Origin of the sequence: Shewanella sp. S23-S33, assembly GCF_043359565.1 — a bacterium.
GTDB classification, from domain to species: domain Bacteria; phylum Pseudomonadota; class Gammaproteobacteria; order Enterobacterales; family Shewanellaceae; genus Shewanella; species Shewanella oncorhynchi.
In genome coordinates, this window is record NZ_JBHFFD010000072.1 from 1 (window position 1) to 26,960 (window position 26,960).

Consider the following 26,960-nt stretch of genomic DNA (forward strand, 5'->3'; position numbering starts at 1 on the left):
TGTTTATAAGGAGTTGAGCCCGATAAGCTGTTCTCGTTATAAACACATATAGAAAGTGGTTGCGGGAGCCGGATTTGAACCGACGACCTTCGGGTTATGAGCCCGACGAGCTACCATGCTGCTCCATCCCGCGTCCGATATCTATCTGTATTACTTTACTATTTTTCTTTTAAATGGTTGCGGGAGCAGGATTTGAACCTACGACCTTCGGGTTATGAGCCCGACGAGCTACCATGCTGCTCCATCCCGCGTCCGTCTTCAAAGCGGGGCAGACTATAACGGCAGCGCCTTGGCATTGCAAGGACGAAGATCGAAAAAGGTGGTGAACGCTTAAATATAAAGCGGAGTGGGGGGCTTTCATACAATTTAGACATAAGTTAGGGATTTTTCGTTGATTATCTTAAGTCGAGGATGAGACTAAATGGGGTTTCGACTAATAACTGTTTATCTTTTATGTATTCGAGCAGGTATAATGTCGCTTTGATTTTGACTGCGTACTGATTATCCCATGCTTAATTTTTTTGCCGCCGCCCCTAAGGGCTTTGAATATAGCTTAGCCCAAGAGCTGACAGAATTTGGTGCGACTGAAGTAAAAGAGAGTGTTGCTGGTGTGTATTTCACTGCCCCCTTAGCTTTAGCGTATCGGATTACTTTATGGACACGTTTAGCCAGCCGTATCGTGTTGGTTATCTATAAAGGTAGCTGCGAGTCGGCAGAGCAACTTTATAATGCCGCCTATTGTGTCGATTGGCCGGCGCACTTTTCCAATAAAAGCACTTTTAGTATCGATTTTCATGGTACGGGTGGTTTTATTAATAATACCCAGTTCGGCGCACTCAAGATTAAAGACGCGGTTGTGGATAGATTTCGGGACGATGACGTTGAGCGCCCAAATGTGTCACGCGTCGATGCTGACTTTAAAGTTGATGCCCATTTTCGTAATGGCGTAATCACGATTGCGATGAACTTCTCTGGTCCATCATTGCATCAACGTGGCTATCGTTCTACTACTGGTGAAGCGCCTCTGAAGGAAAACTTAGCCGCCAACATGTTAGTACGCAGTGGCTGGCAAGCAGCGCCTTCGACCTTGCTCGATCCTTTCTGTGGTAGTGGAACTGTGCTGATTGAAGCTGCTTTAATGGCGGCCGATATTGCCCCAGGCTTACAGCGTAGCCGTTTTGGGTTTGAACATTGGCGTCGTCATGATAAAGCTGTGTGGCAAGAAATCGTTGAAGAAGCAAAAGCGCGTGCCTCATTAGGCGTGAAACGTTGCGAGATTAAATTCTACGGCTCAGATATCGATTCTCGCTTAGTTGCGTTAGCCAAACGTAATGCCGAAAATGCCGGTGTACTCGAGTTAATTGAGTTTCAAGTTGCAGATGCGTTGACGATAACACCGCCTGCAGAAAGTGGATATTTGATCACTAACCCACCTTATGGTGAACGTTTAGGCAATGTGTCTGAGTTATTGCAGCTTTACTATCAGCTAGGCGACAAGTTTAAGAAAGAGTTTGGCGGCTGGAAAGTGGCCATGCTGTGTAGTGATATCGAGCTGGTATCATCACTTAAGCTTAAAGCCGACAAACAGATGAAGATGTTCAACGGTGCTCTAGAATGTGCCTTTAACATTTATACCTTACATGCGACCAGTACACGTCGTGATACGCCAGTGCTGCCAGACGGCGTCGACATTGCCGATATCGCCCCTGCATTTGCTAACCGCATTAAGAAAAATGCCAAGTTATTAGAGAAATGGGCGAAAAAAGAAGGCATCGACAGCTATCGTATTTATGATGCCGATATTCCTGAATATAACGTCGCAGTAGATAAATACTTAGATTACGTGATTATTCAAGAATATATGGCACCAGCAACTATACCTGAAGCCGTAACCAAGCGTCGTTTAAGCGATGTATTGTTAGCACTGCCGTCGGCCATTGGTATCAATCCGAACAAGATGATCATGAAGACGCGTGAGCGTCAAAAGGGCACGAGTCAGTATCAAAAGCTGGATGAGCGTAAGTTAGAGCTTATCACCACTGAATATGGCGCTAAGTTCAAACTGAACTTAACCGGTTATTTGGATACAGGTTTATTCCTCGATCACAGATTGACACGCCGTTTAGTCGGTCAAAAATCTAAGGGACGCCGTGTACTTAACCTGTTCTCTTACACAGGTTCTGCTTCTGTGCATGCGGCGCTTGGTGGGGCTAAATCGGTGACGACGGTGGATATGTCAAATACCTATATTGCTTGGGCGAAGGACAACTTTGCACTCAATGGACTGCAAGGTAAGCAGTATGAGTTTGTTCAATCTGACTGCATGCAGTGGATCCGGGATTGCCGTGAACAGTACGATCTGATTTTTATCGATCCGCCGACCTTCTCAAATTCTAAGCGTATGGAAGATTCATTCGATGTGCAGAGAGACCATGTGAACTTACTGGCATCCTTAGTGAAACTGCTCAGCCCAACGGGCGAGCTAGTGTTCTCTAATAATAAACGTAAGTTTAAGATGGACATAGAGGCGCTGACAAAGATGAACATTAATGTGAAGAATATTGATGACGTGACTTTGCCTATGGACTACAAACGTAATCCACATATTCATAATACTTGGCTTATCACCCATGCCTGAGTTGACTCAAGCAGAATTAGATAACAGGCATTATCTGCTATATCACACAGAGGGATGTCATCTGTGTGAACTGGCCGCGGCCTTACTGGACGCGGCCGATATTGGCTATCGGGCCATAGATATTTGTGACGATGAATACCTCGCGCAGCGTTATGGCGTATCGATCCCTGTGCTTAAAGCTTGGGATGATAGAGAATTACATTGGCCATTTAACGCAACGCAATTACAAGAGTTTACAGGAGCTTAGTTTGAGTCTGGTTCGTATCAATAGTGGCTCTTTAGCCTATGGTTACACTCCGTTGTTACAAAAAGCGGATTTTACTATTCAACGCGGCGAGCGCGTGTGTATTGTTGGCCGTAATGGTGCTGGCAAGTCGAGTTTATTAAAAGTGTTATCTGGTGATGTACTGCTGGATGAAGGCGAATTCAACATCGCTGGTAATGTGACCGTTAGCCGTCTACAACAAGATCCGCCAAAGGCTGAGCAAGGCACGGTATACGCTTATATTGCTGCGGGATTAAAGGAAGTGGGCGAGGCGCTTGAGCGTTATCATCAACTGTCCCACGATGTGGCCCATGCCGATCCCGAGCAAATGGATCGTATGCTGAATGAAATGCAAGGTCTGCAAGAAACCTTAGACCACTATAATGGATGGCAGCTAGATTCTCGTATCCAACAAAACTGCGAGTTGTTAGGTCTCGATCCTGACAAATCCTTGAGCGAGTTATCGGGTGGTTGGCAGCGTAAAGTGGCGTTAGCCAGAGCACTGGTGAGCGAGCCAGATCTGTTGTTACTTGATGAACCGACCAACCATTTAGACATAGACACTATCGAGTGGCTTGAAAAGTTTTTACTCGATTATCAAGGCGCTATCGTCTTTATCAGCCACGATAGGGGCTTTATTGCCCGTATGGCGACGCGGATTGTCGATTTAGACCGTGGTGTGGTGACCTCATGGCCGGGCAACTATCAAATGTATCTTGATGGTAAGCAAGAATGGTTGCGCGTCGAAGCCGAGAAAAATGCCTTGTTTGACAAGCGTCTCGCCGATGAAGAAGTGTGGATCCGTCAAGGCGTTAAAGCCAGACGTACCCGTAACGAAGGTCGAGTTCGCGCACTTAAGGCGTTACGTGAAGAGCGAAGTGAACGTCTGAATCGTCAAGGCAATGCTAAAATGGCAGTATCGGATACTGAACGTTCTGGTAAGTTAGTCTTTGATGTGACCGATCTTAACTTCAATCTGCCCGATAAAAATCTGGTTAAAAACTTTAATACGACGGTTATCCGCGGTGACCGTATTGCGCTGATTGGGCCAAACGGTTGTGGTAAATCAACCTTGATCAAGCTGTTAATCGAGAAGCTGCAACCGCAATCGGGCGAAATTAAAGTCGGTACTAAGCTCGAAATCGCTTATTTCGACCAATATCGTGAAGCGTTAGATCCTGAGCAAACCGTTGAAGATAACGTTGGTGAAGGTAAAAAGACCATCACGATTAATGGTCAAGACCGCCACATTTTAAGTTATTTGCAGGACTTCTTGTTCTCGCCTATGCGTGCCAGAACGCCAGTGAAAGCGCTGTCGGGTGGTGAGAAGAACCGTTTGTTATTGGCTAAGTTATTAATTCGCCCTGCAAACTTAATCATTCTCGATGAGCCAACTAACGATCTTGATATTGAGACCTTAGAATTGCTAGAGTCGTTGCTCACTGAATACCAAGGTACGTTGTTGCTAGTGAGCCATGATAGGGCATTTATCGACAATACTGTGACCAGTAGCTGGTGGTATGCGGGTAATGGCCATTGGAGCGAGTATGTAGGTGGTTATCAAGATGCCGTGAACCAAGGGGCAAAGTTTTATTCTGAGGAACCTAGTTCGCAAAAGGCGGTCGAAGCTCCTGCGGTTGAAACGAAACCCGTTGAAGTTAAAACTGCAGAACCTGTGAAAGCGGTAAAAAAACTGTCGTATAAGCTACAGCGTGAGTTAGAGTCGCTACCTAATGTGATGGAGCAATTGGAGGCAGAAATTCTCGCATTGCAGACCACTATTGGACATTCAGACTTTTATAGTCAGGCGCAGGATAAAGTCAATCAGGTATTGAGTCTGTTGGCTGATAAAGAAAAGCAATTGGAAGTTTGCTTCGAGCGTTGGGAAGAGCTTGAGTCACTGAAGTAAACCAATAATAAAAATGGGAATAGAATTAATGAAGTCAAAGTTGGATAAAGCCCTTTCCTTGGTTGCCTTAGGTGTCCTTGGTGTATTAAACAGTGCCCATGCTGCACCTGTCTATGAAATCGTTAATATCGATAATTATGACCTGCAGGGCACGCTTGAAGGCACTCGTAACGGTTATGCTTTAGGTGTAAATGCTAGTGGTGAATTAGTCGGTATTTCAAAGGGTAAGAAAAAACTCAGCAGTTCAGATGTCGAAGGCGGCGTGATTGATGTTGCCGACGGTATCGCACCAGAAGAAACCATTACTTATTCTATTACCGCTGCCATTGTTGCAAATAACTTTGCTTTTATTGCTGCAGAAAATGGTGCAGCTGGGGCTTGGTTACCGACATTCGACAGCATTAATGGTACTACACCGCCAAATGATACTGCTGTGATTAACTCTGTTGATACCTTTTATTACGGTATTAATGATGCCGGTATTAAAGTGGGCAGCATGACTGCGCCTGAAAAGAAAACAGAGAACACTGCAACTACTGATGTTACCGATGATTACTGGTATTACCGCGACTATGAGCTCCGCGGTGTGGTAAAAAATGGTGACACTCAAATTGATTTACCACCGCCGTATCATACATTTGTCAATCCTGATACCACTAACGCCATAAAAGAGGTTAAGTTAGGTGGATGGTCTGCAGCAACGGCGGTTAATAACAATAATTTAGTAGCAGGCTACGCCAGTACTGCCATCAGTAAATATGGTAGTGAGCGTGTTACTTACTGTTTAAGTACCGATAATACTTTGCCTTTGGATGTATGCGTTCAACGTGAACAATACCCGAATACAACGGGTACACGTAATATTCAGTACCAGACCCGTGCCTATGTATGGCAAATTGACAATGATGTTGCTACTGGGACTGAGTTACCTTTGGGGCTGACTCCAGCGACAGATAATACCTTGACCTTTACCGCTCAAGCACTGGGTTTGAATGATAATGGTGTCGTTGTGGGTCGCTCACATGTTTATCGTGGTGGTGACACCAATAATTTGCGTCAAGATGCAGCTTATTGGGCTAAAGATACTGAAGGTAAATACCAATACCATTGGATCCCTATGGTCGATTCGATTTCTAGCTCTATTGCCTATGACATCAACGATAGTGGTATTCTTGTCGGTAGTTATCGCAGCTATATTCAAGGTTATTTGCGCGACAAGTTTTTCTATTTTGATACGAATCAAGCTGATGCAACAATAGTAACCCCGAATGATTTCGCCGCTTCTACAACGGATCTTTCGAGTAAACCAAAGGATATTAATAATAAAGGTCAAGTCGTAGGTTATATAGAAACCACCTATGATAAGGAAAAACCACGTCCTAAGGCGGGCTTCCTGTATGAGAAATCTACCGGTGAATTTAGTAACCTTAACAACTTGTTGACCTGTGAATCTAAGGGCTATGAAAAGGGCTCTGATGGCAATTGGACCCGTCATAAGGTTGAATTTACGGATGGTACTGGAAAAGTACTGACTTATAACAGTGATATTCTCGTTGTTGAAGCGACCAGCATTAATGAAGATGGCACCATTGTGGGAACTGCCTTTATTCGTAAGCCTTCTTTCCAGTTAGACTCTAATGGTAATATTATTGTTGGTGAGAATGGTGAACCACTATTTGAACTGAATGGTAATGGTGATCCAGTGACTGCTTATGTTCTACGTATGGTTGTGCTTAAACCTACAAGCAGTGGCGCAGCCTGTACTATGGATGATAGTCAAGATACCGGTAATTTTGAGCGTTCTGGTGCGGCAACGTTAGCTTGGTTATTTGCCTTGCCATTGGTGTGGTTCCGTCGTCGAATTCGTTAAGTTTTAAGCTTCAATTCAGACTAAAAAAATCGAGGCGAAATGCCTCGATTTTTTTTCGCTAGGATCTCAATAGTTTAATAAATAGTCAGTATAATAGCCGATTTTTTGATTGATCTTGGCGTCAAAAAGCACTATTTCTATGGGTGAAGCTTTTGCTTCTATTTTATGTAGAACAGAGGACGCTTGCATGAAAAGACAAAAACGAGATCGTTTAGACAGAGCTTTTTCAAAAGGATTCCAAGCTGGGGTTGGTGGACGCTCTAAGGAGCTCTGTCCATATGCAAATCTTGATTCGCGATCGCAGTGGTTAGGCGGTTGGCGTGAAGGTGTGGATGGCCGAGTTAATGGGCTATTTAATAAATAATTGAGTTTTACTCATTAATTAAATAGCCCAGAACAAGCAAAGTAATGCAGCATATTGCCCTCAGATGAGGGCATTTTTATATCTGTAGTACTGATATCTTCAGTGTATTGGAGTAAGACTGATCAGAATGTAGACGTATCGCTAAAGACACCGACTTTAAGATCGGTTGCACTGTAGATTTGACGGCCATCAACTTCAAGGATTGCATCGGCAATACCCATCACCAGTTTACGGTGAATAGTACGTTTAATATTGAGTTTATAAGTGACTTTCTTAGCGCCTGGTAATACTTGACCCGTAAACTTCACTTCACCTACACCCAGAGCACGTCCTTTGCCTTCCGCGCCTTCCCAGCCTAAATAGAAGCCAACGAGTTGCCACATGGCATCTAGCCCTAAACAACCAGGCATTACCGGGTCGGTAATAAAGTGGCAGTCAAAAAACCATAAGTCTGGATTAATATCGAGTTCAGCGACAATTTCACCTTTGCCAAACTCACCGCCATTATCATTGATAGTAACGATTCTATCTATCATCAGCATGTTATCGACAGGCAGACGAGGTGAGTTTGGACTAAATAATTTCCCATGGCCACAGGCGATGAGTTCTTCTTTATTGAAACTGTTTGCTTTGTTCATTGTTTTACTACTCCAGCAATAAGAGCCGCCAAGATTAGCGAACACGTGTAAGCTAAACAACTCCGATCAGCTAATTAGCGGCGAAAAAATCCCAATTTTGCGAGTAATCTCGTGATTATGCCGATTTCCTCCTCGCCATTTCCTGCGAGCTTGTCTAATCGTTCCTGCACAAGGCCGTATAATGAATCATGTGGAAAATCATTATCTTCATCGGCTACACCCGCAGGCATTTGCATTAATAGCTCAACAGCTTGGTCCATATGCTCGATTGCATAGAGGTGAAATAAGCCTTTGCCTACAGCTGTAATCACTTTGGGATTGAGGTTAAGCTGTAACACGTTCGACTTGGGCATAATAATGCCTTGTTCTCCCGTGAGACCACGACGTTCACACAGATTAAAAAAGCCTTCAATTTTCTCGTTGATGCCACCAATCGCTTGCACATTACCAAATTGATCCAATGCACCAGTTATTGCCAGTGACTGAATAATGGGTTGTTCGGCAATCGCTGACATCAAACAGCAGTATTCGGCGAGTGATGCGCTATCACCATCAATTTCTTGATAGGATTGCTCGAAAACGATATTGGCATTTAGGTGTAATGGTGCATCTCGCCCAAAGATACGGTACAAGCAGGCAGAAAGGATCATCATTCCTTTGGCATGTATATTGCCACCAAGTTCAGATTTTCTTTCGATATCGGCGACTTCACCATCACCATAGTGAACAGATGCCGTGATCCGCGCAGGCTCACCATAACTGTAATCGATGGCATCAATGACAGTTAAGCCATTGATCTGACCAACCATAGCACCCGAAGTTGGCAGATTTATGAAGTTGTCATCGAAGCTTTGACCTGAATACTCTTCCGAGCTGTTATGACGATAGTTGGCTTGGGCTAACGCGAGCTCAATACTGCTCGCATTGATACTCGGTTTACCACAATAGGCTTTAGCTTGTACCATCAGTTGGGCAAACTCGAGCATAGACAAACTGAGGCGGCGCTGATGTTCGGTTAGCCGTGCACTATAACGAAAAAGTGGCGCTAGGCTTGATTGTTCTAGAGTGACCTCGACACTTTGTGCAACCGCTTGTAACCATGCGACGTATTGTGACTCTGTATAACGGACCAAGTCGATTTCGCTAGCGAGTTCTGCTAGTAGGGTAAAGTGACGTTGAAATTGCCAATCCTCAGTTCTGACTTGGCTATAAATCATTCCTGCACCGATAAGGACAATTTTACAATTGAGCGGGATAGGACTTAGGTTATTGCTAATCTGATACGCTTTATGGGTGAGGATTTGCATCACTAATTCCCATAAACCTTCACGTTTCCAAAGTGACTCGGCGCAAATAAATACATAATGACATTCGGCCAGAGCACCAGCTTGATACTGGCTTGTTGTTCCTGTTTGTGCCATACGGCCAATGAGGTCTACACGGCGAATATTACCACTGAGGTAGCGATAGCGAGTCGTTTTTTCGGCAATACTGACCTGATTTTCCTGTGGTTTCTCTGATTGCCACTGAAATGTTGCCGCTTTGTCAGTCGGGCGTGTTGCCACTAAATAAGCTGGAGATAACGGCGCTAGGCTATCAATACAGGCTTGGATCATTAATTGGCGGTCAATGCTCGGGAAATCAGCTAGATACAAGTGCTGATCGACAATAGCTTGGTGGAGTTTAAACGCATCCACAGCACGCTCTTGTCCTAAGAGTAATGCGCTTAGATTGTCAGCCGTTTCGGGAAGGGTTGGCAGGCTAAATTCAGGTGCGAGTGAAGACGTGGGTATCAAGAGTGAATTCATATAAGCATTTACCGTGAAAAGTTGCAGTGATTTTACCATACCAAGACGACAAGTCTCTCACTGTATAGGTGTTTTTACCTCTGTTTACTCGATTATTCGTTGAAACTGGGCATGTATTTGTTGTAAAAAACATCGGGGTGAACATAAGTTGAGCATTTGACTCGATATTTAAAAATTGAGGTTTACAAGTTAGCGGTATACTTATATTATTTTCGGCGTTCGGAGGGGTGGCAGAGTGGTTTAATGCACCGGTCTTGAAAACCGGCGTGGGTTTATAGCCCACCCAGGGTTCAAATCCCTGCTCCTCCGCCATATTTAGTCAAAAAGCCGCTAAGCAATTAGCGGCTTTTTGCATTCATATCGTTTGAACCCTTGGGTTCCTGATTTGAAGCGCAGCTACTGCGCTTATTCAAGAGAAAGGCCATCAGTAATGATGGCCTTTTTTGTTTGTGCTATTTCCGCTCTTAGGTTTTGACCCTAATTGTGGCGTCAGTGCCATGCTTTAGGGAAAGACTATCTGTCATGATTGTTCATTGTGTTAACCCTAGATTCTTCATTCTGATATCAGTGACTGCTACTGATTAATGGGCTTTTTTATCCGCGCTTCTCGTTTATGGTCTACACTAAGTTTGTGGCCAAGTTAATGGTTTTTATGGCCTTTAAAATTTGCACTAGGATGGTGCGACGTATGATTCTCGACAGTCTTGGATCATATGGCCGAACAATTCTCCCATCTGGGTGACTTATTTTAAGTAGAGAAAGCTATGTTGTTACCTACACGTATTTCGCAGCGGCTCACAATGGGCAGCGTAGTGCTGCTTCTACTGACTGGGCTCGCGGTTTTTGGTGTGATGTCACTTCGAGGGCAGCCTCGAGTGGTGGCGGCGAGTCAAGAGTTAATTGAGCAAACGGGGAGCAGTATCGTAAGGCAACTCGCACTTAAGTTGGCAAGCATTGAGGGGATTACTTTAAGCCTTGCACACCTCGCAGAAGTGCTACCCCATGAGCAAGCTCTATATCTTAACTCCTTACCTAATTTGATTGATAACAATGGCGATCTCACTATCGCTGGGGGCGGGATCTGGCCTGAGCCAGATAAATTCGTCGCTGGGAGTATCCGCCACAGTTTTTTCTGGGCCCGTGGTAGCGATAATCTACTGGCTTATTCGGATGACTATAATGCGCCATCTGGCCCTGGGTATCATAATGATCCTTGGTATACGGGCGCGCGGACTAGCTCAGTATCTCAATGTTTATGGTCAGAGGCTTATCAAGATCCGGTTACAAAGGTGGCTATGGTGACATGTAGTGTGCCATATCGTCTCACGGGGACATTTGCTGGGGTCGCAACGATAGATTTAAAACTTGATGATTTAGCCAAATTTTTAACAGAACATGGCAATGTGACTGACGGTTATGCTTTCGCTTTAGACCAAGCGGGTAATATCTTACATTTTCCTGAAACGAATAAGTCCGACACTATGTTACGTTTTACGGATATCGTCGCGCAGTTACCTTGGCTTGCCCCTGTTGAAACTGCACTTAAGCAAACCTCAATCAACAAAGTGGTGTCTGTAAGCTTAAATAAGGATGGAAGACTTAATCAGGCGAGTGAAGTGAGCCTTTTTGTGATGCCTGATACCGGATGGGTGATTGGCCTTGTGACGCCTAAAACGCGAGTCACAGGGCTTGCCCGTGAGCTGACATTTGATATTTTATTGTTTTTATTACCATTACTCGCCATTTTACTTTCTCTGGCTTGGTTATCGGGTAAAAAACTGTTGGCGCAACTTGAGGAAACCACAGATCAAATTGCTTCCCTTGGGAGCGGTAGTTTGGGGGCGAATGTTGAACTGCAAATTCAGCGGGATGATGAGATTGGTGCTTTGCGCCGAGCCGTAAACACCTATGCAGGGACGTTAAGGGCAATGTTAGATCTGATCACTCAAGAAGCGAAGAAAATTCAATTTGAGGCAACGCAATTAAGCGGACTTAGCCGTAAGTTAGCTCAGCGCGCAGAGCAACAGCGGCTGGAGAGTGCACAATTAGCCGCTGCGATAACGCAAATGTCTTCAAGCGCTATGGAAGTCGCGAATAATACCAATGACTGTGCTGCAACTGCGCAATCGTCTTTGATTGTAGTGCGAGAAGGGCAAACCCGTGTTGCAGCCAGCAATACTTCCATCGAGGCATTATCAGGAGAAATTGCCAACGCAACTAAGGTGATATCCCAATTGGCCCAAGACAGCCAAAAGGTGGGCGCTGTATTAGATGTGATTAAGGCGATTTCTGAGCAGACTAATTTGCTCGCTCTTAATGCGGCAATTGAGGCGGCTAGAGCGGGCGATCAGGGCCGCGGTTTTGCAGTCGTTGCTGATGAAGTTCGAACCCTTGCGGGGCGTACTCAAGATTCGGCCAACGAAATTAGTACCATGATTAACGCTTTGCAATCGGCTTCGCGGCTCGCTGTGCAAGCAATGCAAGCAGGGGAGTCCCGCACTGTCCATGCGGTTGCGGAGGCTGAGGGCGCTGCCAATTCTCTATCGAGTACCGTACAAAGTTTCGATGATATTTCACAGCGTGCCCAACAAATCGCGTTAGCTGCTCAGCAGCAAAGCCAAGTCACTCAAGAAATTAATGAGTTGGCGGTGCGAATAAATAGCATCAGTGAAGATAACTCTCTCGATGCAACGGCGCTTGATGTGTTAAGCCTTGAGATGCAGAAACTATCTGACCGTTTAATCAATATCAATCGAGCTTAGTCTTAATATAGTGTGAAGTGTGCCACCTTAAAATGGCGCTTCAACTGACAAGGGTGTCAAAGATAAGTTGAATAACGCAATATTTTTAAGCGGATTGGATGTAGATTGACCATGTAGATTGCTTCTTTAAATTAAGGGTTTACAGCAGAGTAGTTGATAGCTATTATCTCGCTCGTTCGGAGGGGTGGCAGAGTGGTTTAATGCACCGGTCTTGAAAACCGGCGTGGGTTTATAGCCCACCCAGGGTTCAAATCCCTGCTCCTCCGCCATATTCACGGAAAAGGCCATCAGTAATGATGGCCTTTTTTGTTTGTGCAATTTTCATTTCAGTTTTCTCATCCTAAGCCCTTTGTTGTTCACGGCTTTCGATTTAAGTGAATATGAAATAGTCAATCAACGCTATTAACCATAAATTTAAGTTTACAGTGGCGACAGAGATAGCTATTATCTCGCTCGTTCGGAGGGGTGGCAGAGTGGTTTAATGCACCGGTCTTGAAAACCGGCGTGGGTTTATAGCCCACCCAGGGTTCAAATCCCTGCTCCTCCGCCATATTTACAAAAAAGGCCATGTTTATTCATGGCCTTTTTTGTATGTGAAATTTGAACTAGGGTTCTCCATTCTAAGCGTATCTCTTCTGCTATTTTCACGTGAAAGGCTATCAGTAATGATGGCCTTTTGTTTTTCTTGAACTGAAAAATTGCCTATATTTGCTGGATATTTTGATATCGATTTAACAGGGATTTTAGGCTGGTCATTCTGGGGTTATTGCTTCGTTTTTAAACGCTTTTTATTGGTATGCTATTCTGGAATCCTTCCTTTAAATATCATCTAGTTAACAATGTTGAATTTATGCTTTGCGAAATGGGGTTGTTGGGCTAAATTAGCCCTATGAACTCGTTATCCGTTTGCCATGTTGCTTTGTTTAACACACGGATCGAGCTGTAAATTGTAAAAGGTGGGTTAAGTTGATTTCGATATATTTGGTTGACGATCATGAGCTTGTGAGAACTGGGATCCGCCGCATCTTGGAAGATGAACGTGGGATCAAAGTCGTGGGCGAAGCCCCTGATGGTGAGACTGCGGTGCAGTGGGCTCGCCAAAATGAAGCGGATGTGATCTTAATGGATATGAATATGCCTGGGATGGGCGGATTGGAAGCCACTCGAAAAATTTTACGATATCAACCCCATGCAAAAATTATTGTATTAACTGTACACACGGAAGATCCGTTCCCAAGTAAGGTGATGCAGGCTGGCGCTTCGGGCTATTTAACAAAAGGAGCGACGCCGCCGGAAGTACTGCAAGCGATTCGTCAGGTCTCTCGCGGACAACGTTATTTGTCCCCAGAAATTGCCCAACAGATGGCGCTGAGCCAGTTTAATCCCGCCGATGAAAACCCGTTTAAATCTTTGTCCGAGCGTGAGTTACAGATCATGTTGATGATCACCAATGGCGAGAAGGTTAACGATATTTCTGAGCAACTGAACTTAAGTCCTAAAACCGTTAACAGTTACCGTTATCGTTTATTTGCTAAGCTGGGGATCAGTGGTGATGTCGAACTAACGCGATTAGCTATTCGCTATAAGATGTTGGATGCTGGCCATTTTTAATGGGAAGTGGATTGCGTTGGTCGATGACTTTAATCTAGCGAGTTCTTGGGTTATATGTTCCTATGTTGTTTGTGTTAAGTCTCCAAAACTGTGGGTGTGAATGATGTCTAATGAATTTAACGCCCAGAGTTTCTTACGTACTGTTTCATCCTCCGCTGGGGTTTATCGCATGTATGACGTCAAGAATGACGTCATTTATGTGGGTAAAGCAAAAGATCTTAAAAAACGGCTCAGCTCGTATTTTCGTAAAAACCTCGGTAATGTTAAGACCCAAGCCTTAGTTTCACATATTCACCATATTGATGTGACGCTGACCCACAGTGAAACAGATGCTCTGTTGCTTGAGAATGATTACATCAAGCAATACATGCCAAAATACAATGTGTTGTTGCGTGATGACAAATCTTACCCTTACATCTTATTAAGCCAGCATGAGCACCCAAGGCTTGCATATCACCGTGGTCCGCAGCGGGAAAAAGGCCACTATTTTGGTCCTTATCCCAATGGCGGTGCTGTGCGTGAAAGCCTGCATTTGATGCAGAAGCTGTTTCCTATTCGTCAATGTGACGATCTTTACTACAAATCGCGCTCACGCCCCTGTTTGCAATATCAACTGTCTCGCTGTAGCGCGCCCTGCGTGGGCAAAGTCAGTAACGCTGATTATGATGAGCAAGTGAAATTAGCCAGCCTGTTTTTAAAGGGGAAAGATCAGCAAGTGATCAGCGCCTTGGTTGATAAAATGGAACTTGCGGCCGAGCAGCAGGCCTATGAACAGGCTGCACGATTTCGCGATCAGATCATGGCGCTGCGTAAAGTTGCCGAGCAACAGGAAGTCTCTAATAATAAAGGCGATATGGATGTTATTGGGGTGCATTATGCGTCAGGCATCGCCTGTTTCCACCTGCTATTTATCCGCGAAGGTAAAATTTTTGGCAGTCGTAGTTATTATCCTTCAGTGCCAGCCCAAACTGATATGGATGAAGTGCTGCGCTCCTTTATCCTACAGTTTTATTTAAATGCAGATATTCAACGCACGATTCCAAAAGAAGTGGTGATTAGCCATAATTTTGAAGAATTACATGAACTTGAAGCGGCGATTTCAGAGGCGCTAGATAAAAAGTTTTCGATTAAGACCAATGTTCGCGCCGACAGGGCGAGCTTCTTACGTTTAGCCGTGACCAATGCGACGAATGCAGTGGTTACGCGCTTGTCCCATAAAAATACGGTCGAGCAGCGTTTTGTGTTACTCGAAGAAATCTTAGAGTTGAGTGGGCCTATCCAGAGGATGGAATGTTTCGATATCAGTCATACCATGGGAGAGAGCACCGTTGCCTCCTGTGTGGTATTTAATCGAGAAGGGCCGCATAAAGGCGAGTATCGTCGTTATAACATCGAGGGTATTACGCCGGGCGATGATTACGCGGCAATGAAGCAAGCGGTAAGCCGCCGTTTCGATAAGATTGAGGCAGGCGGTAAAATCCCTGACATTCTGTTTATCGATGGCGGACTAGGGCAGTTGCGTATTGCCCAAAAGATAGTGGATGAAAAGTTTGTTCATTTGGATAAAGCGCCGCAGCTTATTGGGGTGGCGAAAGGTGAGGGCCGTAAACCTGGGCTTGAAACCTTGATCTTAGGGGATACCGAAACCAGCTTTTCCCTCGAAGGGGATTCGCCAGCACTGCACCTTATCCAACATATTCGTGATGAATCCCATCGATTTGCAATCACTGGCCACCGTAACCGTCGCCAGAAAACCCGTAATACTTCAACATTGGAATCGATTCCTGGTATTGGCCCTAAACGTCGTAAAGCTTTGTTACAGCATTTAGGAGGATTGCAGGAAGTGAAAGGGGCAAGTGTGGCGGAATTAGTCAAAGTACCAGGGATCAGCATAGAAATGGCACAAACCATTCATGATGCATTGCGAGGGTGATAAAATTAAGGCAAGATTGGCGCTGCTTTTGACTAACTGGTTTGATCATGCCGTTTAACTTACCTATAGCATTAACTCTTTTCAGGCTTTTTTTACTGCCCATTTTTGTGGTGCTGTTTTATTTACCCTATGACTGGACCCCTTTTGTTGCCGCATTTACCTTTTGGCTCGCGGCGTTAACGGATGCATTAGATGGTTATGCTGCCCGTAAATTGAAACAATTAACTCGTTTTGGCGCTTTTCTTGACCCAGTCGCTGATAAGTTGATGGTGATTACAGCTTTAGTTTTGTTGGTCGATCAATACGCGAATATTTGGCTGACATTGCCCGCCCTGTTTATGATAGGTCGCGAGATTGTCATTTCAGCGTTGAGGGAATGGATGGCTGAAATTGGTAAACGTGGTACTGTCGCCGTGTCTTGGATTGGTAAATATAAGACGGCTGCGCAAATGGTGGCAATTATTGGGCTGATTTGGCAATACAATCCTTTAATGACAAATGCCGCATTTGTACTGTTATATATCGCCGCTGTATTAACGTTTTGGTCAATGATGAGTTACATTTTAGCCGCTTGGAAAGATCTTACCGCTGAATAGTGCAATAAAAAATCAAAGAGATTATTTAGTGTGCAAGCAGTAAGTTATCGATAAAACAGCGGTTGACACTGGGTGGTAAATCGGTAGAATGCCACCCCGTAGACAAGAGGCAATGTGCAAACAAAGTCTTAACGTTACATAATATTGATGTTTGATATTAGCTAGTTAATAAAGTGAAATGCTTTGTTTATCTGAGTGAATAGTAAAACAAGATGCGACATTAGCTCAGTTGGTAGAGCGATACCTTGCCAAGGTATAGGTCATCGGTTCGAACCCGATATGTCGCTCCAATATTTTTAAAGTCTAATTCTACACAACATGAGTTAGCAACTATGGCGCGATGGCAGAATGGCTATGCTGCGGATTGCAAATCCGTCGATCTCGGTTCGACTCCGGGTCGCGCCTCCATAGATTAAAGTATTAATGACACGATTCCCGTCGTTAATATAAAGAGTTTGCCCGAGTGGTGGAATCGGTAGACACAAGGGATTTAAAATCCCTCGCTGGTAACAGCGTGCCAGTTCAAGTCTGGCCTCGGGTACCATTATTTTGATAGTGATGGTAAAAATAAAGTCCGAATATTCAATAGGCTTTATTAAATAGATTTATTCGTGTTAAGCGTTAATGATGTAGAGTTAATAATATTTTTGACATGATTCCCGTCATTAATATTCAGCGTTTGCCCGAGTGGTGGAATCGGTAGACACAAGGGATTTAAAATCCCTCGCTGGTAACAGCGTGCCAGTTCAAGTCTGGCCTCGGGTACCAAAAAAGAAAAAGCCTCGATATTTATATCGAGGCTTTTTTGCATTTAGATTTCTACTTTTAGTCGGCATTCTTCGTGAGGGGTTTAAGGTCAAACTTGACTGACACACTTAACGTACTGCTTACTTTAGTTCGCAGAGGTCCTTGCGGCGACGCACATCAGGAGAGGCTAATAACCCTAAAATCACACAATAGTGCTACGTTTTAAGCTGATAGTGTCATTTTGAAGTAAGCCAGTAGTTATGCTGGCAGAGAAGTCGAGCGATAAGGTATGGGATTATGTTTGCTGAAAAGCAGGTCGTGAGTTTTTAGCTTTGGCTTGTTCTATTTATGCTAGAGATAAAACCTATAAATAGTAAGCCTATAAATAAAACCCTAGGCATAAAAAAACGCCAGTAAAAACTGGCGCTTTTATTCATTTACTCGGTCAGTTTATGTTTGTTAGACAGTGATAATAGTGAATATCAGCTTATTGCCAATCATCGCTATTCCAGCGGTACAGCCAAGTCGCTGCAAGTGGTTTATCGTCTTTCTTAAGCTGTATTCTCAGTTCGGCTACATTGGTACTTTCTGGTTCGAAGCTGATAAATACTCGAGCGCCATTGATGTCCGGGTGGGCGACAATCCGAGACGACAGGATTTTACCTTTGCTGATGCTGGCATCGATGATAATTTTATCAATGTCTTGCGGCTTGATGTTACTGAAATCGATAAGTAATTCTTTGCCTTTTGCTAACACTTGCCCCTTAGTACTGCGGACAACACGTGCTTTTGACGCCGTAGAAGGGCTGTCGTTTGAGGCTGTTATGCGATAGGAGTATTTATAGGGCAGATCCTTTTTCAGTCCGCCTTGCGGCTCCCAATAGGCAACTATGTTGTCGTTGGTTTCAGCATTAGAGGGAATTTCAAGTAACACCAGTTGGCCTTTGCCCCAATCATTGAGGGGTTCAATCCATGCTGAAGGTCGAAGTTGATAGTTTGCACTCAGATCTTGATAGTCTTCAAATTTACGATGGCGTTGTATAAGACCAAATCCCTTTATATCTTCATCGCCAAAAGCACTGATCTGCAGTTTGTTAGGATTATTTAATGGGCGCCATAGGCGCTCGCCATTACCGCGATCGATTTGTAGGCCGTCGGAGTTATGTACTTGTGGGCGGTAATCGGGTTTATCTGAGTTATCGAGTCCGCCAAAGAGGAACATAGAGGTCAGCGGTGCAAGACCCACATGCTGGATATCTTTGCGTGGGAATAAGGTTACATCCACTTCGACACGTGATGGTGAACCGGGATAAATACCAAAACGATAGGCGCCAGTGACACTTTGGCTATCTAGCAGAGCATGAACCACGATTGCCGTCTGATATTTAGATGGACGCTCGACCCAGAAACGCTTAAACAGGGGATATTCTTCACCTTTTGGCTGAGCGACATCAATCGCTAAACCTCGATTAGACAAGCCATAGGTTTGTCCTTTAGAGAGCACGCGAAAATAGCTCGCACCTTGAAACATGATGAATTCATCTTTTATTTCATCATCATTGATAGGGTAATGTAAACGTACACCCGCGTATTGGCCCACTTGTGTGATGAGTTTTTCAATGGTGTCGTTAGGGACATCGAACGAAGCTTCTGTTAGCTCAATTGGAATAGCTTTGCTGTTTTCGACCACGTCGATATCGACAAGGTTTTTATAGAGAAAGCCTGGAGCAAAAAGTTGTACCGAAAATTTGGTCGGTGTTCCGCCCCAAATCGCGGCATTTTCTTGGTAATTGATTTTGCCATAGGTCGCGAAATCGAGATCAACCAGTTCTTTAGGTGCTTTTTTCGCTTCTTTAAATGGTTTTTGCGACAGTTGTTGAGCGAGTTCAATAACTGTGTCTTGGGAGAATTTTTTGGATTTCTTCTCTGGTGCTGGCGTTGGTGTTGTCTCTGCCGCTGCGGCATTGACGTTGTTTATGCCGACGACATAGACGATGGCGGTCAAGATGACAAAAGGTAGTTTTTTGAGTAATGCCGGATAACCGGTAGGGTAATTCATCATAAGATTCATTCGCAAAATGGAAACTCCTTACTAAAATGACGCTGATTCATAGGCACAATATATGCTTCAGTCTATCTAATCCCTAAATATTAATAACTTGTCTGCTATAAAATCCTCAGTCGTGGGATTCGAGTAGCTGAGGTAAGGGATAATTTTACCTGCGTAGCTAGAGATTTGTAACATAAATTATGCTTGGCGCTATTTTAGGTGCCGTTCTCAATACTTTGCGGTGTGATTTTACGATAAGTAATCGCAATTGGTACTGCAGTAAAAACTGTCTTGGCTGAGTTAACACTGTTCTCATTGAATTCAGTGGCGTTTTTACACAAAATTGGTGCAGTTGAATCGAGAGTGTTAATTAAAAACTTACAATATCAAATGGTTAATCTTAATTATTGCTAATGAGTGATTCAGGCTCACGGTGTTAACTGTGAGCCCATTTAGGTATGCTAACGTGGATATTAGGACTTGAGTAAGTGCGATAGGTCACTGCCCACAGGGATTGGGATCTCTTGCTGCTCACCACAGAATAAATACGCAGGTTTGTCACCTAAGAGTGATAGTGTGTCTCCTTGTCGCCACAAAGCTGAGCCTTCAACTATGCCGATCACTGGGGTTAATGGGTCGACTTTAGTGAATTCTAATAACCGTTGGGCACGGGTTTCACCATTGTGGCCCGGTGCTTGGTAATTGGAATAGTGTGGATTGAGCTGGAACGGCACTAAGTTTAATGCGTTGAACGAAGGCGGTTCGATGATCGGCATATCATTAGTGGTGCGAATACTCAGTCCCGATACGTTTGAACCCGCGCTCCAGCCGATATAAGGTTTACCAAGGGCGACTTGCTCACGAATAAGCGCGACCAGATCATAACGATATAGTTGGTGTAACAGGTGAAAGGTGTTACCCCCACCGATTAAAATTCCATCGGCATCTTTTATTGCTTGTTTAGGGTCTGGATGCTGATGAATACCACTGATATCGAGTTCAAGCTCAGCTAGCCCAGTCACGACAGACGCTAAATAAGTGTCATAACTCATGCTAACCCCTGCATAGGGGATAAAAATCCATTTTTGTGCGTTGACGGTGAGCGGTTTAATAAAAGGGATCGCGTGGGCAAGATAAGGCGTATCACCGACACGAGAGCTGCTCAGTAGTAGGGCGTTGATTGTCATTTTGTATCCTGAAATCTCGGAGTGTATTGGTATGTTAACAAAGATTAATTCCGATAAACATAGAGAGTTAAAGCAGAATTGCGCCATAGCACGGCTAGCGGCGGTGTTTTTCAAGATAGTGATCCCCACCAAGATGGAGCGTTCGGGGCATTCTACTTCTGTGTGGCATCAATGCAAAAGTCAGTGATTGATACGCCTTGAATTAAAGCTCTCAGAACGCGATGAAACTCGTATCTTGAGGTTGCTTGGGCATAAGTTTAAGTTTCGATTAATATACTGTCCCTAGACTCTCGGCCATGAAAGGCAGTGTCTATATACGAGAAAGATAACCTATTTTAAAAACTCTTTTCTTTTACCACTTGAATTTCGATGATTTGGACATATTATGTCTTTGAACAAAGTTAAATGGCCTATTCTTGCCCTAAAGGAGCTGAAATGAAGCGTATATTTCTATTGATTGCGACTAACCTAGCTGTGTTGCTAGTAGCCTCAATTGTAATGTCTATTCTAGGCGTGAACACGTCTACTATGGGTGGACTGCTGGTGTTCGCTGCCATTTTTGGATTCGGTGGGGCCTTTATCAGCTTAGCCATTTCAAAATGGATGGCGAAAAAGACCATGGGTTGTGAAGTCATCACTACCCCACGTGACAGTACCGAACGTTGGTTAGTGGAGACGGTTGCCCGTCAAGCTAAGCAAGCGGGGATTAAAATGCCAGAAGTGGCGATTTATCAATCGCCTGACATGAATGCGTTCGCTACTGGTCCAAGTAAAGACAATTCATTAGTGGCTGTCAGTACGGGTCTGTTATATGGCATGAGCCAAGATGAAATTGAAGGCGTATTAGCCCACGAAGTGAGCCACGTTGCTAACGGTGACATGGTGACCTTGACACTTATTCAAGGTGTGGTGAACACGTTCGTGATCTTCGCGGCCCGTGTGGTTGCTGGTATTATCAACAACTTCGTGTCGAGTAATGATGAAGAAGGCGAAGGTTTAGGTATGTTTGCTTACATGGCCGTTGTTTTCGTACTGGATATGCTATTCGGTATCTTGGCTTCAATTATCGTCGCTTACTTCTCACGTATTCGTGAGTACAAAGCCGATGAAGGTGCGGCACGTTTAGCGGGTAAAGGTAAGATGATTGCTGCGCTTGAGCGTTTACGCCAAGGCCCTGAAAGTACGGCAATGCCTGCACAAATGTCAGCCTTCGGTATTAACGGCAAACGTTCAATGGCGGAAATGATGATGAGTCATCCTCCATTAGAGAAACGTATTGCTGCGTTAAGAGCGAGCTAATAAAGAGTGAGTTAACTCTTAAATGTTAAATCTGAGTCTTTAAGACTCACTTGATATTAGATTGAAGGCTTTTAACATCGGGCTCAAACTTTGGTTTGAGCCCGATTTTTTATGCCTGCAGCAAATTATGCTGCGCGGTTGCCGCAAGGGCACGGTAAACCAGTGTCGTTTGTTTTGCTTTGATATTCCAATGCTGCCAAAACAGCGGCACGCGCATGCGCCGTTCTGGGGTGATCTCAATCAGTATCCCTTTATCGATTAATGGCTTCGCTTGCAGATGACCGACGAGTCCATAACCTAAGCTTAAGTTAATCGCTTCTAAAAAACTTTCTGAAGAGGGGATAGTATGTTGCCACCATTGCCCTGGCGTCATATTGAAATATTGGGCGAGAAACTTCTCGTGCAGCTTATCTTTGGTGGAGAACACCACTGCTGGCGCCTTCGCTAACTGGGCTTGGCTAATGCCGTTAAACAGCTGAGTGTTGCTAAGTGACTGAGTGTCGCTCGGCTCACCAAAATAGCGCGCGGCAAATTCGGGCGTGGCTACACATAAATATTCCATGGTGCCTAAAAACTCACTGCTGCAACCCGCCATCGGCACTTCGGTTGTGGTGACACATCCGACCGCTTCACCATTTTTCAATAGATGATGGGTGTAAGACTCATCATCGACAATTAATTCCAATAACCAAGCGTGGCGACTGAACATGCCTGCTAGCGCAGGTAAAAACCACGTGGCCAAACTGTCGGCATTCACAGCGATGCGCACTGTGGTTGGATGGTTGGGATCGTCGGCGTCCATCTCAGCTCTTAATTCACTCTCTAGTAATTGTACCTGTGAATAGTGGCGCAGCAGGCGCTTACCTGTGGGCGTTGCGACCACAGGATTGGAGCGAATAAGCAGTGACTGACCAACTTTTTCTTCAAGTTGTCGAATGCGCTGTGATACAGCCGACTGGGTGATGTGCAGCACTTTGGCGGCGCGGTCGAAGCCACCTTCCGAGACCACAACGGCGAGCGCTTTGAGATTCGCGTATTCCAGCATAGTCATCCTTAAATGAGTGTGTTTGGACGGTTATTAATTTTACTTATGATACATAAAAAACATTAGTTATATTAATTTTGTTGTTTTGACTATGCTAGCGCCTTCTTCGAACATGAGAGGTGGTTATGCAAGCGGCATTTATACAAGGTATGGGAATTGGTGGCAGTTTGATTATTGCTGTGGGCGCGCAAAATGCCTTTGTGCTCAAGCAAGGCATTAAGCGCTCGTACACATTACCGATTGCCTTGCTCTGCTCTATTATTGATGCGCTGATGATCACTGCGGGTGTCGCGGGGCTAGGACATATTATTGAGTCGTTTCCCACTATTAAGCATGTGGCGAGTTTCGGTGGTGCTGCGTTTCTACTCTGGTATGGTGCGAATGCGCTAAAGGCGTCGTTTGTGGCTAAGGGCATTGAGATGGATCAGGCCGATAATGCGGACACATTTAAGAAAGCCGTACTGACGACGCTTGGGATCAGTTTGCTTAATCCGCATTTGTATCTTGATACTGTGGTGTTGCTCGGCAGCATTAGCACTCAATTTGATGATTTCGATCGGCCTTGGTTTGGCGCGGGTGCCGTACTGGCATCATTTATTTGGTTTTTTGGCTTAAGTTTTGGTGCGCGTTTGTTAGCGCCCATTTTTACTCGCCCAGCGGCATGGCGTTACCTCGACCGTTTTATTTGGTTAACCATGTGGAGCATTGCCGCTGCGATTATTTGGCCCTATGTGGCAGGATAACCGGTGTTGGGATGCCATAGAATACGGGCATAGCTGAATACTTTTGCGGATTTTTTGCTCGGTTTGACTGCATCTTGTGATATGAAAGTGAAAATTTTTCATGAAAAAGGTCCTGATTTCAGGACCTTTTCGTTATCGATTGCCGATTATTTATTCAGGCTGCCAAGTTCAACTCACGACGTTTACACTTTTGTGCCGATTAAAGCAGCAGCTTGAAGCCTTGTATTCGTCGTCATATTAGTCATTAACCCGCGATTTGCGCGAGTACGACTTCATGGTGATCTTTGGTTTTAAACTTATCGAATACGTGGGCGATGGCGCCGTCGGTATTGATAAGGAAGCTTAATCTATGAATGCCATCATAGGTTTTTCCCATGAATTTCTTTTCACCCCAGACCCCAAAAGCGTCGGCGACACTGTGGTCTTCATCGCTCAGTAAAGTGAAGTTGAGTGCTTGTTTCTCTGCAAATTTAGCCAGTTTAGCCACAGGATCTGGGCTAATGCCAAATACAGTGACATTATGACTATCGAGCTCGGCTTTACTGTCACGTAGGCCGCAGGCTTGAACTGTGCAACCCGGCGTTGATGCTTTCGGGTAAAAATACACTAAAACAGGGCCTTGCTTAAGGCTGTCAGCCAGCGATACTGAGTTGCCATGTTGATCTTGCAGTGTAAAGTGAGGCGCTTTTGCCCCAGCCGTTAAGGTATTCATCTATTATCCTCTGTCCTCTAAGATGGCAGTGCCTTCCATACGACGAATAGTACAATCTAAGGTCATATCTTGGGCGAGCTGATAGATACTCTGTTCGAGCTTTTCTAGTTCAACTTTTTCAGGAATATTAATGGTTAGCGACACATTTTGCGTTTGTTCACCACCGGGGAGTTCCTCAGAAAATGAACGTACTGCGGCAAGATCTAATGACCTGTCAGCAAGGAACTGGGTAATGCGTTTAATGGTGCCGCGTTGGTCTTTACCCGTGAAGCGTACTTCGAGGCGAGAAAGGTAGTTTTGTGGTGTGTGTTTAGAGGTGCGTTTCATCACCGTCAGCAGTTCTAACTCAACGCTCAGACTGGGGAACATACTTTCAATTTTCGTTATTGATGCCCACGAGCCAGACAACATCATAATCAGGGTAAATTCGTTACCAAATAATGCCATACGGCTGTCGACGATATCGCAGTCACAGTCACTGGCAAGTCGAGCTAGTTTACTTACAAGTCCAGGACGGTCGAGACCCATCGCTGTTACGACCAGGAAATTGGTCATGAATTTTCCTCACTTTTTCGATATCATAGAGCGAAAACTCAGGGTTAAAGCTGAGTTTTTGTGCGGGATGTAATGCTACCATAACTAATTCAATTTGAGAGCCCCGTTAATGCTTGTCATTAGTGGTTGGCATCAGTACCATAGCGAATCCTGAAATCTTGGGGAAAGTCAGATGATAAACGGAAGCATCGTAGCCTTAATCACGCCAATGAACAGTGATGGCTCAGTAGATTTTGCAAGTCTTGAAAGGTTAGTCGAATTCCATATTGACCAAGGCACAGATGCCATTGTGGCCGTTGGTACTACTGGCGAGTCAGCGACTCTGCCTATGCCTGAGCATGTAGCGGTCGTTTCACAAACCGTTAAATTTGCTGCGGGACGTGTTCCTGTCATTGGTGGCAATGGCGCCAATGCCACATCTGAAGCCGTTGAGCTCACCAAGTCCTTATCTAAGGTGGGTGTTGCCGCTATGCTTGGCGTAACGCCATATTATAATAAGCCAACGCCTAAGGGATTGATTGCGCATTATAAAGCCGTGGCCGCTAGCACAGATATTCCACAAATTCTTTATAATGTTCCAGGTCGTACTGCCGTTGATATGCTGCCAGAAACTGTTGCCGAGCTTGTTAGCGTAAGCAACATTATTGGTGTAAAAGAGGCGACCGGTGACTTATCCCGTGTAAAACGTCTGCGCGAACTGTGTGGCGACGATTTCCTCTTGTATAGCGGTGATGATGCCACTGCCAGAGAGTTTTTACTCTTAGGTGGAAATGGCGTAATTTCTGTGGCTAACAACATAGTACCAAAGGCTTTTAAAGCTATGTGTGATGCGGCGCTCGCTGGCCATGCCGAGTTGGCTCAGAGCATAGATACCCCGCTGCGCGGTTTGTATAGCACACTGTTTTGTGAAGCCAACCCTATCCCAGTAAAATGGGCTGCCCATCGTATGGGTTTGATTGAATGTGGCCATATTCGTTTACCTTTGACTGAACTTTCTGAGCAATGTCATGGTCTGTTGATAGAAGCAATGACTCGTGCCCAGATAGAGGTTAAATAATTAATGTTAAAGAAAGTCACTCCACTGATCTTAGTTGCTGCTGTTGCAGCCTGTAGTTCGCCACTTGATCGCCGCCAAGCGAACGGTAACGACGACTATGTTCAGGCCGAGCAAGCGCCTTTGCTTAAGATCCCCGCGGGATTAAAAACGCCACCCTACAATAAAGAATTCGATGTACCAGCACTGGGTTCTAAAGTGAATGCTTCGCTGTATGGCAAAAACTTAGATATCCGTCCGCCACTGCAAGTACTGCCAATGGCGGAAGGTACTCATGTGGAAGAGGGCAGTGACAACATTAAAATCGTGGTTGAATCCATCGACAATGCTGTGGATTTGAAACAAGAAATCTTCACAAACTTAGATGGTTTCTTTGCTCAAAAAGGTATTGCTGTTCGTAGCCGTGATTTTGACAAAGGCAACATAGAAACCGATTGGATTGAAAGCCGTGAAGTGATTGAATCGAGCATGTGGGGCTCGGATAAAGTTTATCTGTTGCGCCAACGCTATCGTTTTGACGTGGAAACGCGTCCACATGGTCGTACTGCAAATATCGTTATTCACTTAGTTGAACACGAAGAGTTCTACGACGATAAAGCGCAACAAGTTTTATTAAGCGGTGAAGATAAGCAAAGATACACTATTGATATGCTGAACAGCGCCATTGCGTATATCAGCGTTAAGCGCGACCAAGCGATCCAATCGAATCGTTTGAAGCAAACCTTAGGTATTAATGTTGATCTCGTAACGCCTGAAGAAGGTAAAGCTTACTGGTCTGCTAAAGCCTCTTACAAGCAAGTGTGGGATCGTCTACGCATAGTGCTACCAGAAATGGGCTTTGAAATTGCCGATATGGATAGTGCTAAAGGATTGTACTTTATCAAGTTTGACGATAACTCTGGTTTCTGGAGTTCATTGTGGGGCGAAGATAAGTTAGCACTGAAAGAAGGTAGCTACCGTTTACTGCTTGAAGATGGTGATACTCCAGAAGAAACGAAAATCTTCCTTCGCGATGGCGAAGATCAGCCATTAAGCGATGAAGTAGTTAGCAATGTGTACCAGTCACTGTCAAACCTGATGAAAGAAGAACGTCAAATACGTTAATTTCAGCAGTTGACTAGAAAAGGGCGAATTATCGCCCTTTTTTATTGGCTGCGATTTGAGTTTTAAGCAG

20 protein-coding genes and 9 tRNA genes are annotated in these 26,960 nt (G+C 44.6%); 20 read left to right on the top strand and 9 right to left on the bottom strand.

The features are described 5' to 3' along the window. Positions 1 to 56: 56 nt before the first annotated feature. A tRNA-Met gene (locus tag ACHA99_RS20675) sits at positions 57 to 133 on the bottom strand. Positions 134 to 174: 41 nt separating this feature from the next. After that, positions 175 to 251, bottom strand: a tRNA-Met gene (locus ACHA99_RS20680). Positions 252 to 508: 257 nt separating this feature from the next. On the opposite strand from ACHA99_RS20680, the gene rlmKL reads away from it, so the two are divergent. From rlmKL to rmf, 5 genes are all read left to right on the top strand, one after another. Further along, positions 509 to 2,638, top strand: a complete 2,130-nt coding sequence (rlmKL, locus tag ACHA99_RS20685) for a bifunctional 23S rRNA (guanine(2069)-N(7))-methyltransferase RlmK/23S rRNA (guanine(2445)-N(2))-methyltransferase RlmL (RefSeq protein WP_168827462.1) — start codon at positions 509 to 511, stop codon at positions 2,636 to 2,638. Beyond that, the gene (locus ACHA99_RS20690) at positions 2,631 to 2,885 is read left to right on the top strand and encodes a glutaredoxin family protein (protein ID WP_263199676.1); all 255 of its coding nucleotides are present in this window, start codon (positions 2,631 to 2,633) and stop codon (positions 2,883 to 2,885) included. The genes rlmKL and ACHA99_RS20690 overlap by 8 nt, the downstream gene beginning before the upstream one ends. Position 2,886: 1 nt before the next feature. Further along, positions 2,887 to 4,812, top strand: coding sequence for an ABC transporter ATP-binding protein (locus ACHA99_RS20695; protein ID WP_198574002.1), 1,926 nt, complete (start codon positions 2,887 to 2,889; stop codon positions 4,810 to 4,812). Positions 4,813 to 4,840: 28 nt separating this feature from the next. Then, positions 4,841 to 6,682: a DUF3466 family protein gene (locus ACHA99_RS20700; RefSeq protein WP_393944720.1), complete on the top strand. Its 1,842-nt coding sequence runs from the start codon at positions 4,841 to 4,843 to the stop codon at positions 6,680 to 6,682. Between the two features lie 187 nt (positions 6,683 to 6,869). Further along, the gene (gene rmf, locus ACHA99_RS20705) at positions 6,870 to 7,046 is read left to right on the top strand and encodes a ribosome modulation factor (protein WP_006082074.1); all 177 of its coding nucleotides are present in this window, start codon (positions 6,870 to 6,872) and stop codon (positions 7,044 to 7,046) included. Positions 7,047 to 7,168: 122 nt separating this feature from the next. Here the strand turns inward: rmf and fabA are convergent, their stop codons facing one another. Together fabA and ACHA99_RS20715 are read right to left on the bottom strand one after the other, a co-directional pair. Continuing rightward, positions 7,169 to 7,684, bottom strand: coding sequence for a bifunctional 3-hydroxydecanoyl-ACP dehydratase/trans-2-decenoyl-ACP isomerase (gene fabA / locus ACHA99_RS20710; protein ID WP_198574003.1), 516 nt, complete (start codon positions 7,682 to 7,684; stop codon positions 7,169 to 7,171). Positions 7,685 to 7,758: 74 nt separating this feature from the next. Continuing rightward, the gene (locus ACHA99_RS20715; RefSeq protein ID WP_393944722.1) at positions 7,759 to 9,492 is read right to left on the bottom strand and encodes an AAA family ATPase; all 1,734 of its coding nucleotides are present in this window, start codon (positions 9,490 to 9,492) and stop codon (positions 7,759 to 7,761) included. A 221-nt stretch (positions 9,493 to 9,713) separates the two neighbouring features. Here ACHA99_RS20715 and ACHA99_RS20720 point away from each other — a divergent pair. From ACHA99_RS20720 to ACHA99_RS20770, 11 genes are all read left to right on the top strand, one after another. Beyond that, positions 9,714 to 9,804 (top strand) — tRNA-Ser (locus tag ACHA99_RS20720). Between the two features lie 452 nt (positions 9,805 to 10,256). Beyond that, positions 10,257 to 12,254 carry a methyl-accepting chemotaxis protein gene (locus tag ACHA99_RS20725; RefSeq protein ID WP_393944723.1) on the top strand — a complete coding sequence of 666 codons (1,998 nt, stop codon included), beginning with the start codon at positions 10,257 to 10,259 and terminating at the stop codon, positions 12,252 to 12,254. Positions 12,255 to 12,432: 178 nt separating this feature from the next. Beyond that, positions 12,433 to 12,523: transfer RNA gene (locus ACHA99_RS20730), tRNA-Ser, on the top strand. A 190-nt stretch (positions 12,524 to 12,713) separates the two neighbouring features. Then, positions 12,714 to 12,804: transfer RNA gene (locus ACHA99_RS20735), tRNA-Ser, on the top strand. Positions 12,805 to 13,220: 416 nt separating this feature from the next. Continuing rightward, positions 13,221 to 13,865 (top strand): UvrY/SirA/GacA family response regulator transcription factor, encoded by a 645-nt coding sequence (uvrY, locus tag ACHA99_RS20740; protein WP_006082070.1) that lies wholly within the window; start codon positions 13,221 to 13,223, stop codon positions 13,863 to 13,865. Between the two features lie 103 nt (positions 13,866 to 13,968). After that, the gene (gene uvrC / locus ACHA99_RS20745) at positions 13,969 to 15,798 is read left to right on the top strand and encodes an excinuclease ABC subunit UvrC (protein ID WP_113940885.1); all 1,830 of its coding nucleotides are present in this window, start codon (positions 13,969 to 13,971) and stop codon (positions 15,796 to 15,798) included. 47 nt (positions 15,799 to 15,845) lie between these two features. Further along, positions 15,846 to 16,394 carry a CDP-diacylglycerol--glycerol-3-phosphate 3-phosphatidyltransferase gene (gene pgsA, locus ACHA99_RS20750; protein ID WP_028759642.1) on the top strand — a complete coding sequence of 183 codons (549 nt, stop codon included), beginning with the start codon at positions 15,846 to 15,848 and terminating at the stop codon, positions 16,392 to 16,394. Between the two features lie 214 nt (positions 16,395 to 16,608). Beyond that, positions 16,609 to 16,684 (top strand) — tRNA-Gly (locus tag ACHA99_RS20755). Between the two features lie 44 nt (positions 16,685 to 16,728). Beyond that, positions 16,729 to 16,802 (top strand) — tRNA-Cys (locus tag ACHA99_RS20760). A 49-nt stretch (positions 16,803 to 16,851) separates the two neighbouring features. Continuing rightward, positions 16,852 to 16,938 (top strand) — tRNA-Leu (locus ACHA99_RS20765). 137 nt (positions 16,939 to 17,075) lie between these two features. Beyond that, positions 17,076 to 17,162: transfer RNA gene (locus ACHA99_RS20770), tRNA-Leu, on the top strand. A gap of 466 nt (positions 17,163 to 17,628) precedes the next feature. On the opposite strand, the gene ACHA99_RS20775 is transcribed toward ACHA99_RS20770, so the two are convergent. Continuing rightward, complete coding sequence (locus tag ACHA99_RS20775) at positions 17,629 to 19,212, bottom strand: glucan biosynthesis protein G (protein ID WP_393944739.1); 1,584 nt, start codon at positions 19,210 to 19,212, stop codon at positions 17,629 to 17,631. A gap of 452 nt (positions 19,213 to 19,664) precedes the next feature. Next, on the bottom strand, positions 19,665 to 20,378 hold the full coding sequence (pepE, locus tag ACHA99_RS20780) for a dipeptidase PepE (protein WP_263265454.1): 714 nt from the start codon (positions 20,376 to 20,378) through the stop codon (positions 19,665 to 19,667). Between the two features lie 435 nt (positions 20,379 to 20,813). On the opposite strand from pepE, the gene htpX reads away from it, so the two are divergent. Continuing rightward, the gene (gene htpX, locus ACHA99_RS20785) at positions 20,814 to 21,677 is read left to right on the top strand and encodes a protease HtpX (protein ID WP_006082065.1); all 864 of its coding nucleotides are present in this window, start codon (positions 20,814 to 20,816) and stop codon (positions 21,675 to 21,677) included. A 109-nt stretch (positions 21,678 to 21,786) separates the two neighbouring features. On the opposite strand, the gene ACHA99_RS20790 is transcribed toward htpX, so the two are convergent. After that, positions 21,787 to 22,722 carry a LysR family transcriptional regulator ArgP gene (locus ACHA99_RS20790; RefSeq protein ID WP_393944726.1) on the bottom strand — a complete coding sequence of 312 codons (936 nt, stop codon included), beginning with the start codon at positions 22,720 to 22,722 and terminating at the stop codon, positions 21,787 to 21,789. Between the two features lie 125 nt (positions 22,723 to 22,847). On the opposite strand from ACHA99_RS20790, the gene ACHA99_RS20795 reads away from it, so the two are divergent. Next, entirely contained in the window at positions 22,848 to 23,465 is a 618-nt protein-coding gene (locus ACHA99_RS20795) for a LysE/ArgO family amino acid transporter (protein ID WP_113940882.1), read from the top strand. A gap of 244 nt (positions 23,466 to 23,709) precedes the next feature. Here the strand turns inward: ACHA99_RS20795 and bcp are convergent, their stop codons facing one another. Further along, on the bottom strand, positions 23,710 to 24,177 hold the full coding sequence (gene bcp / locus ACHA99_RS20800; RefSeq protein ID WP_028759647.1) for a thioredoxin-dependent thiol peroxidase: 468 nt from the start codon (positions 24,175 to 24,177) through the stop codon (positions 23,710 to 23,712). Between the two features lie 3 nt (positions 24,178 to 24,180). Next, the gene (locus ACHA99_RS20805) at positions 24,181 to 24,732 is read right to left on the bottom strand and encodes a glycine cleavage system protein R (protein WP_028759648.1); all 552 of its coding nucleotides are present in this window, start codon (positions 24,730 to 24,732) and stop codon (positions 24,181 to 24,183) included. A 172-nt stretch (positions 24,733 to 24,904) separates the two neighbouring features. On the opposite strand from ACHA99_RS20805, the gene dapA reads away from it, so the two are divergent. Further along, positions 24,905 to 25,789 (top strand): 4-hydroxy-tetrahydrodipicolinate synthase, encoded by an 885-nt coding sequence (gene dapA / locus ACHA99_RS20810; RefSeq protein ID WP_131523286.1) that lies wholly within the window; start codon positions 24,905 to 24,907, stop codon positions 25,787 to 25,789. A gap of 3 nt (positions 25,790 to 25,792) precedes the next feature. Further along, positions 25,793 to 26,890 carry an outer membrane protein assembly factor BamC gene (gene bamC / locus ACHA99_RS20815; RefSeq protein WP_263162990.1) on the top strand — a complete coding sequence of 366 codons (1,098 nt, stop codon included), beginning with the start codon at positions 25,793 to 25,795 and terminating at the stop codon, positions 26,888 to 26,890. The last annotated feature ends 70 nt before the right edge of the window (positions 26,891 to 26,960 follow it).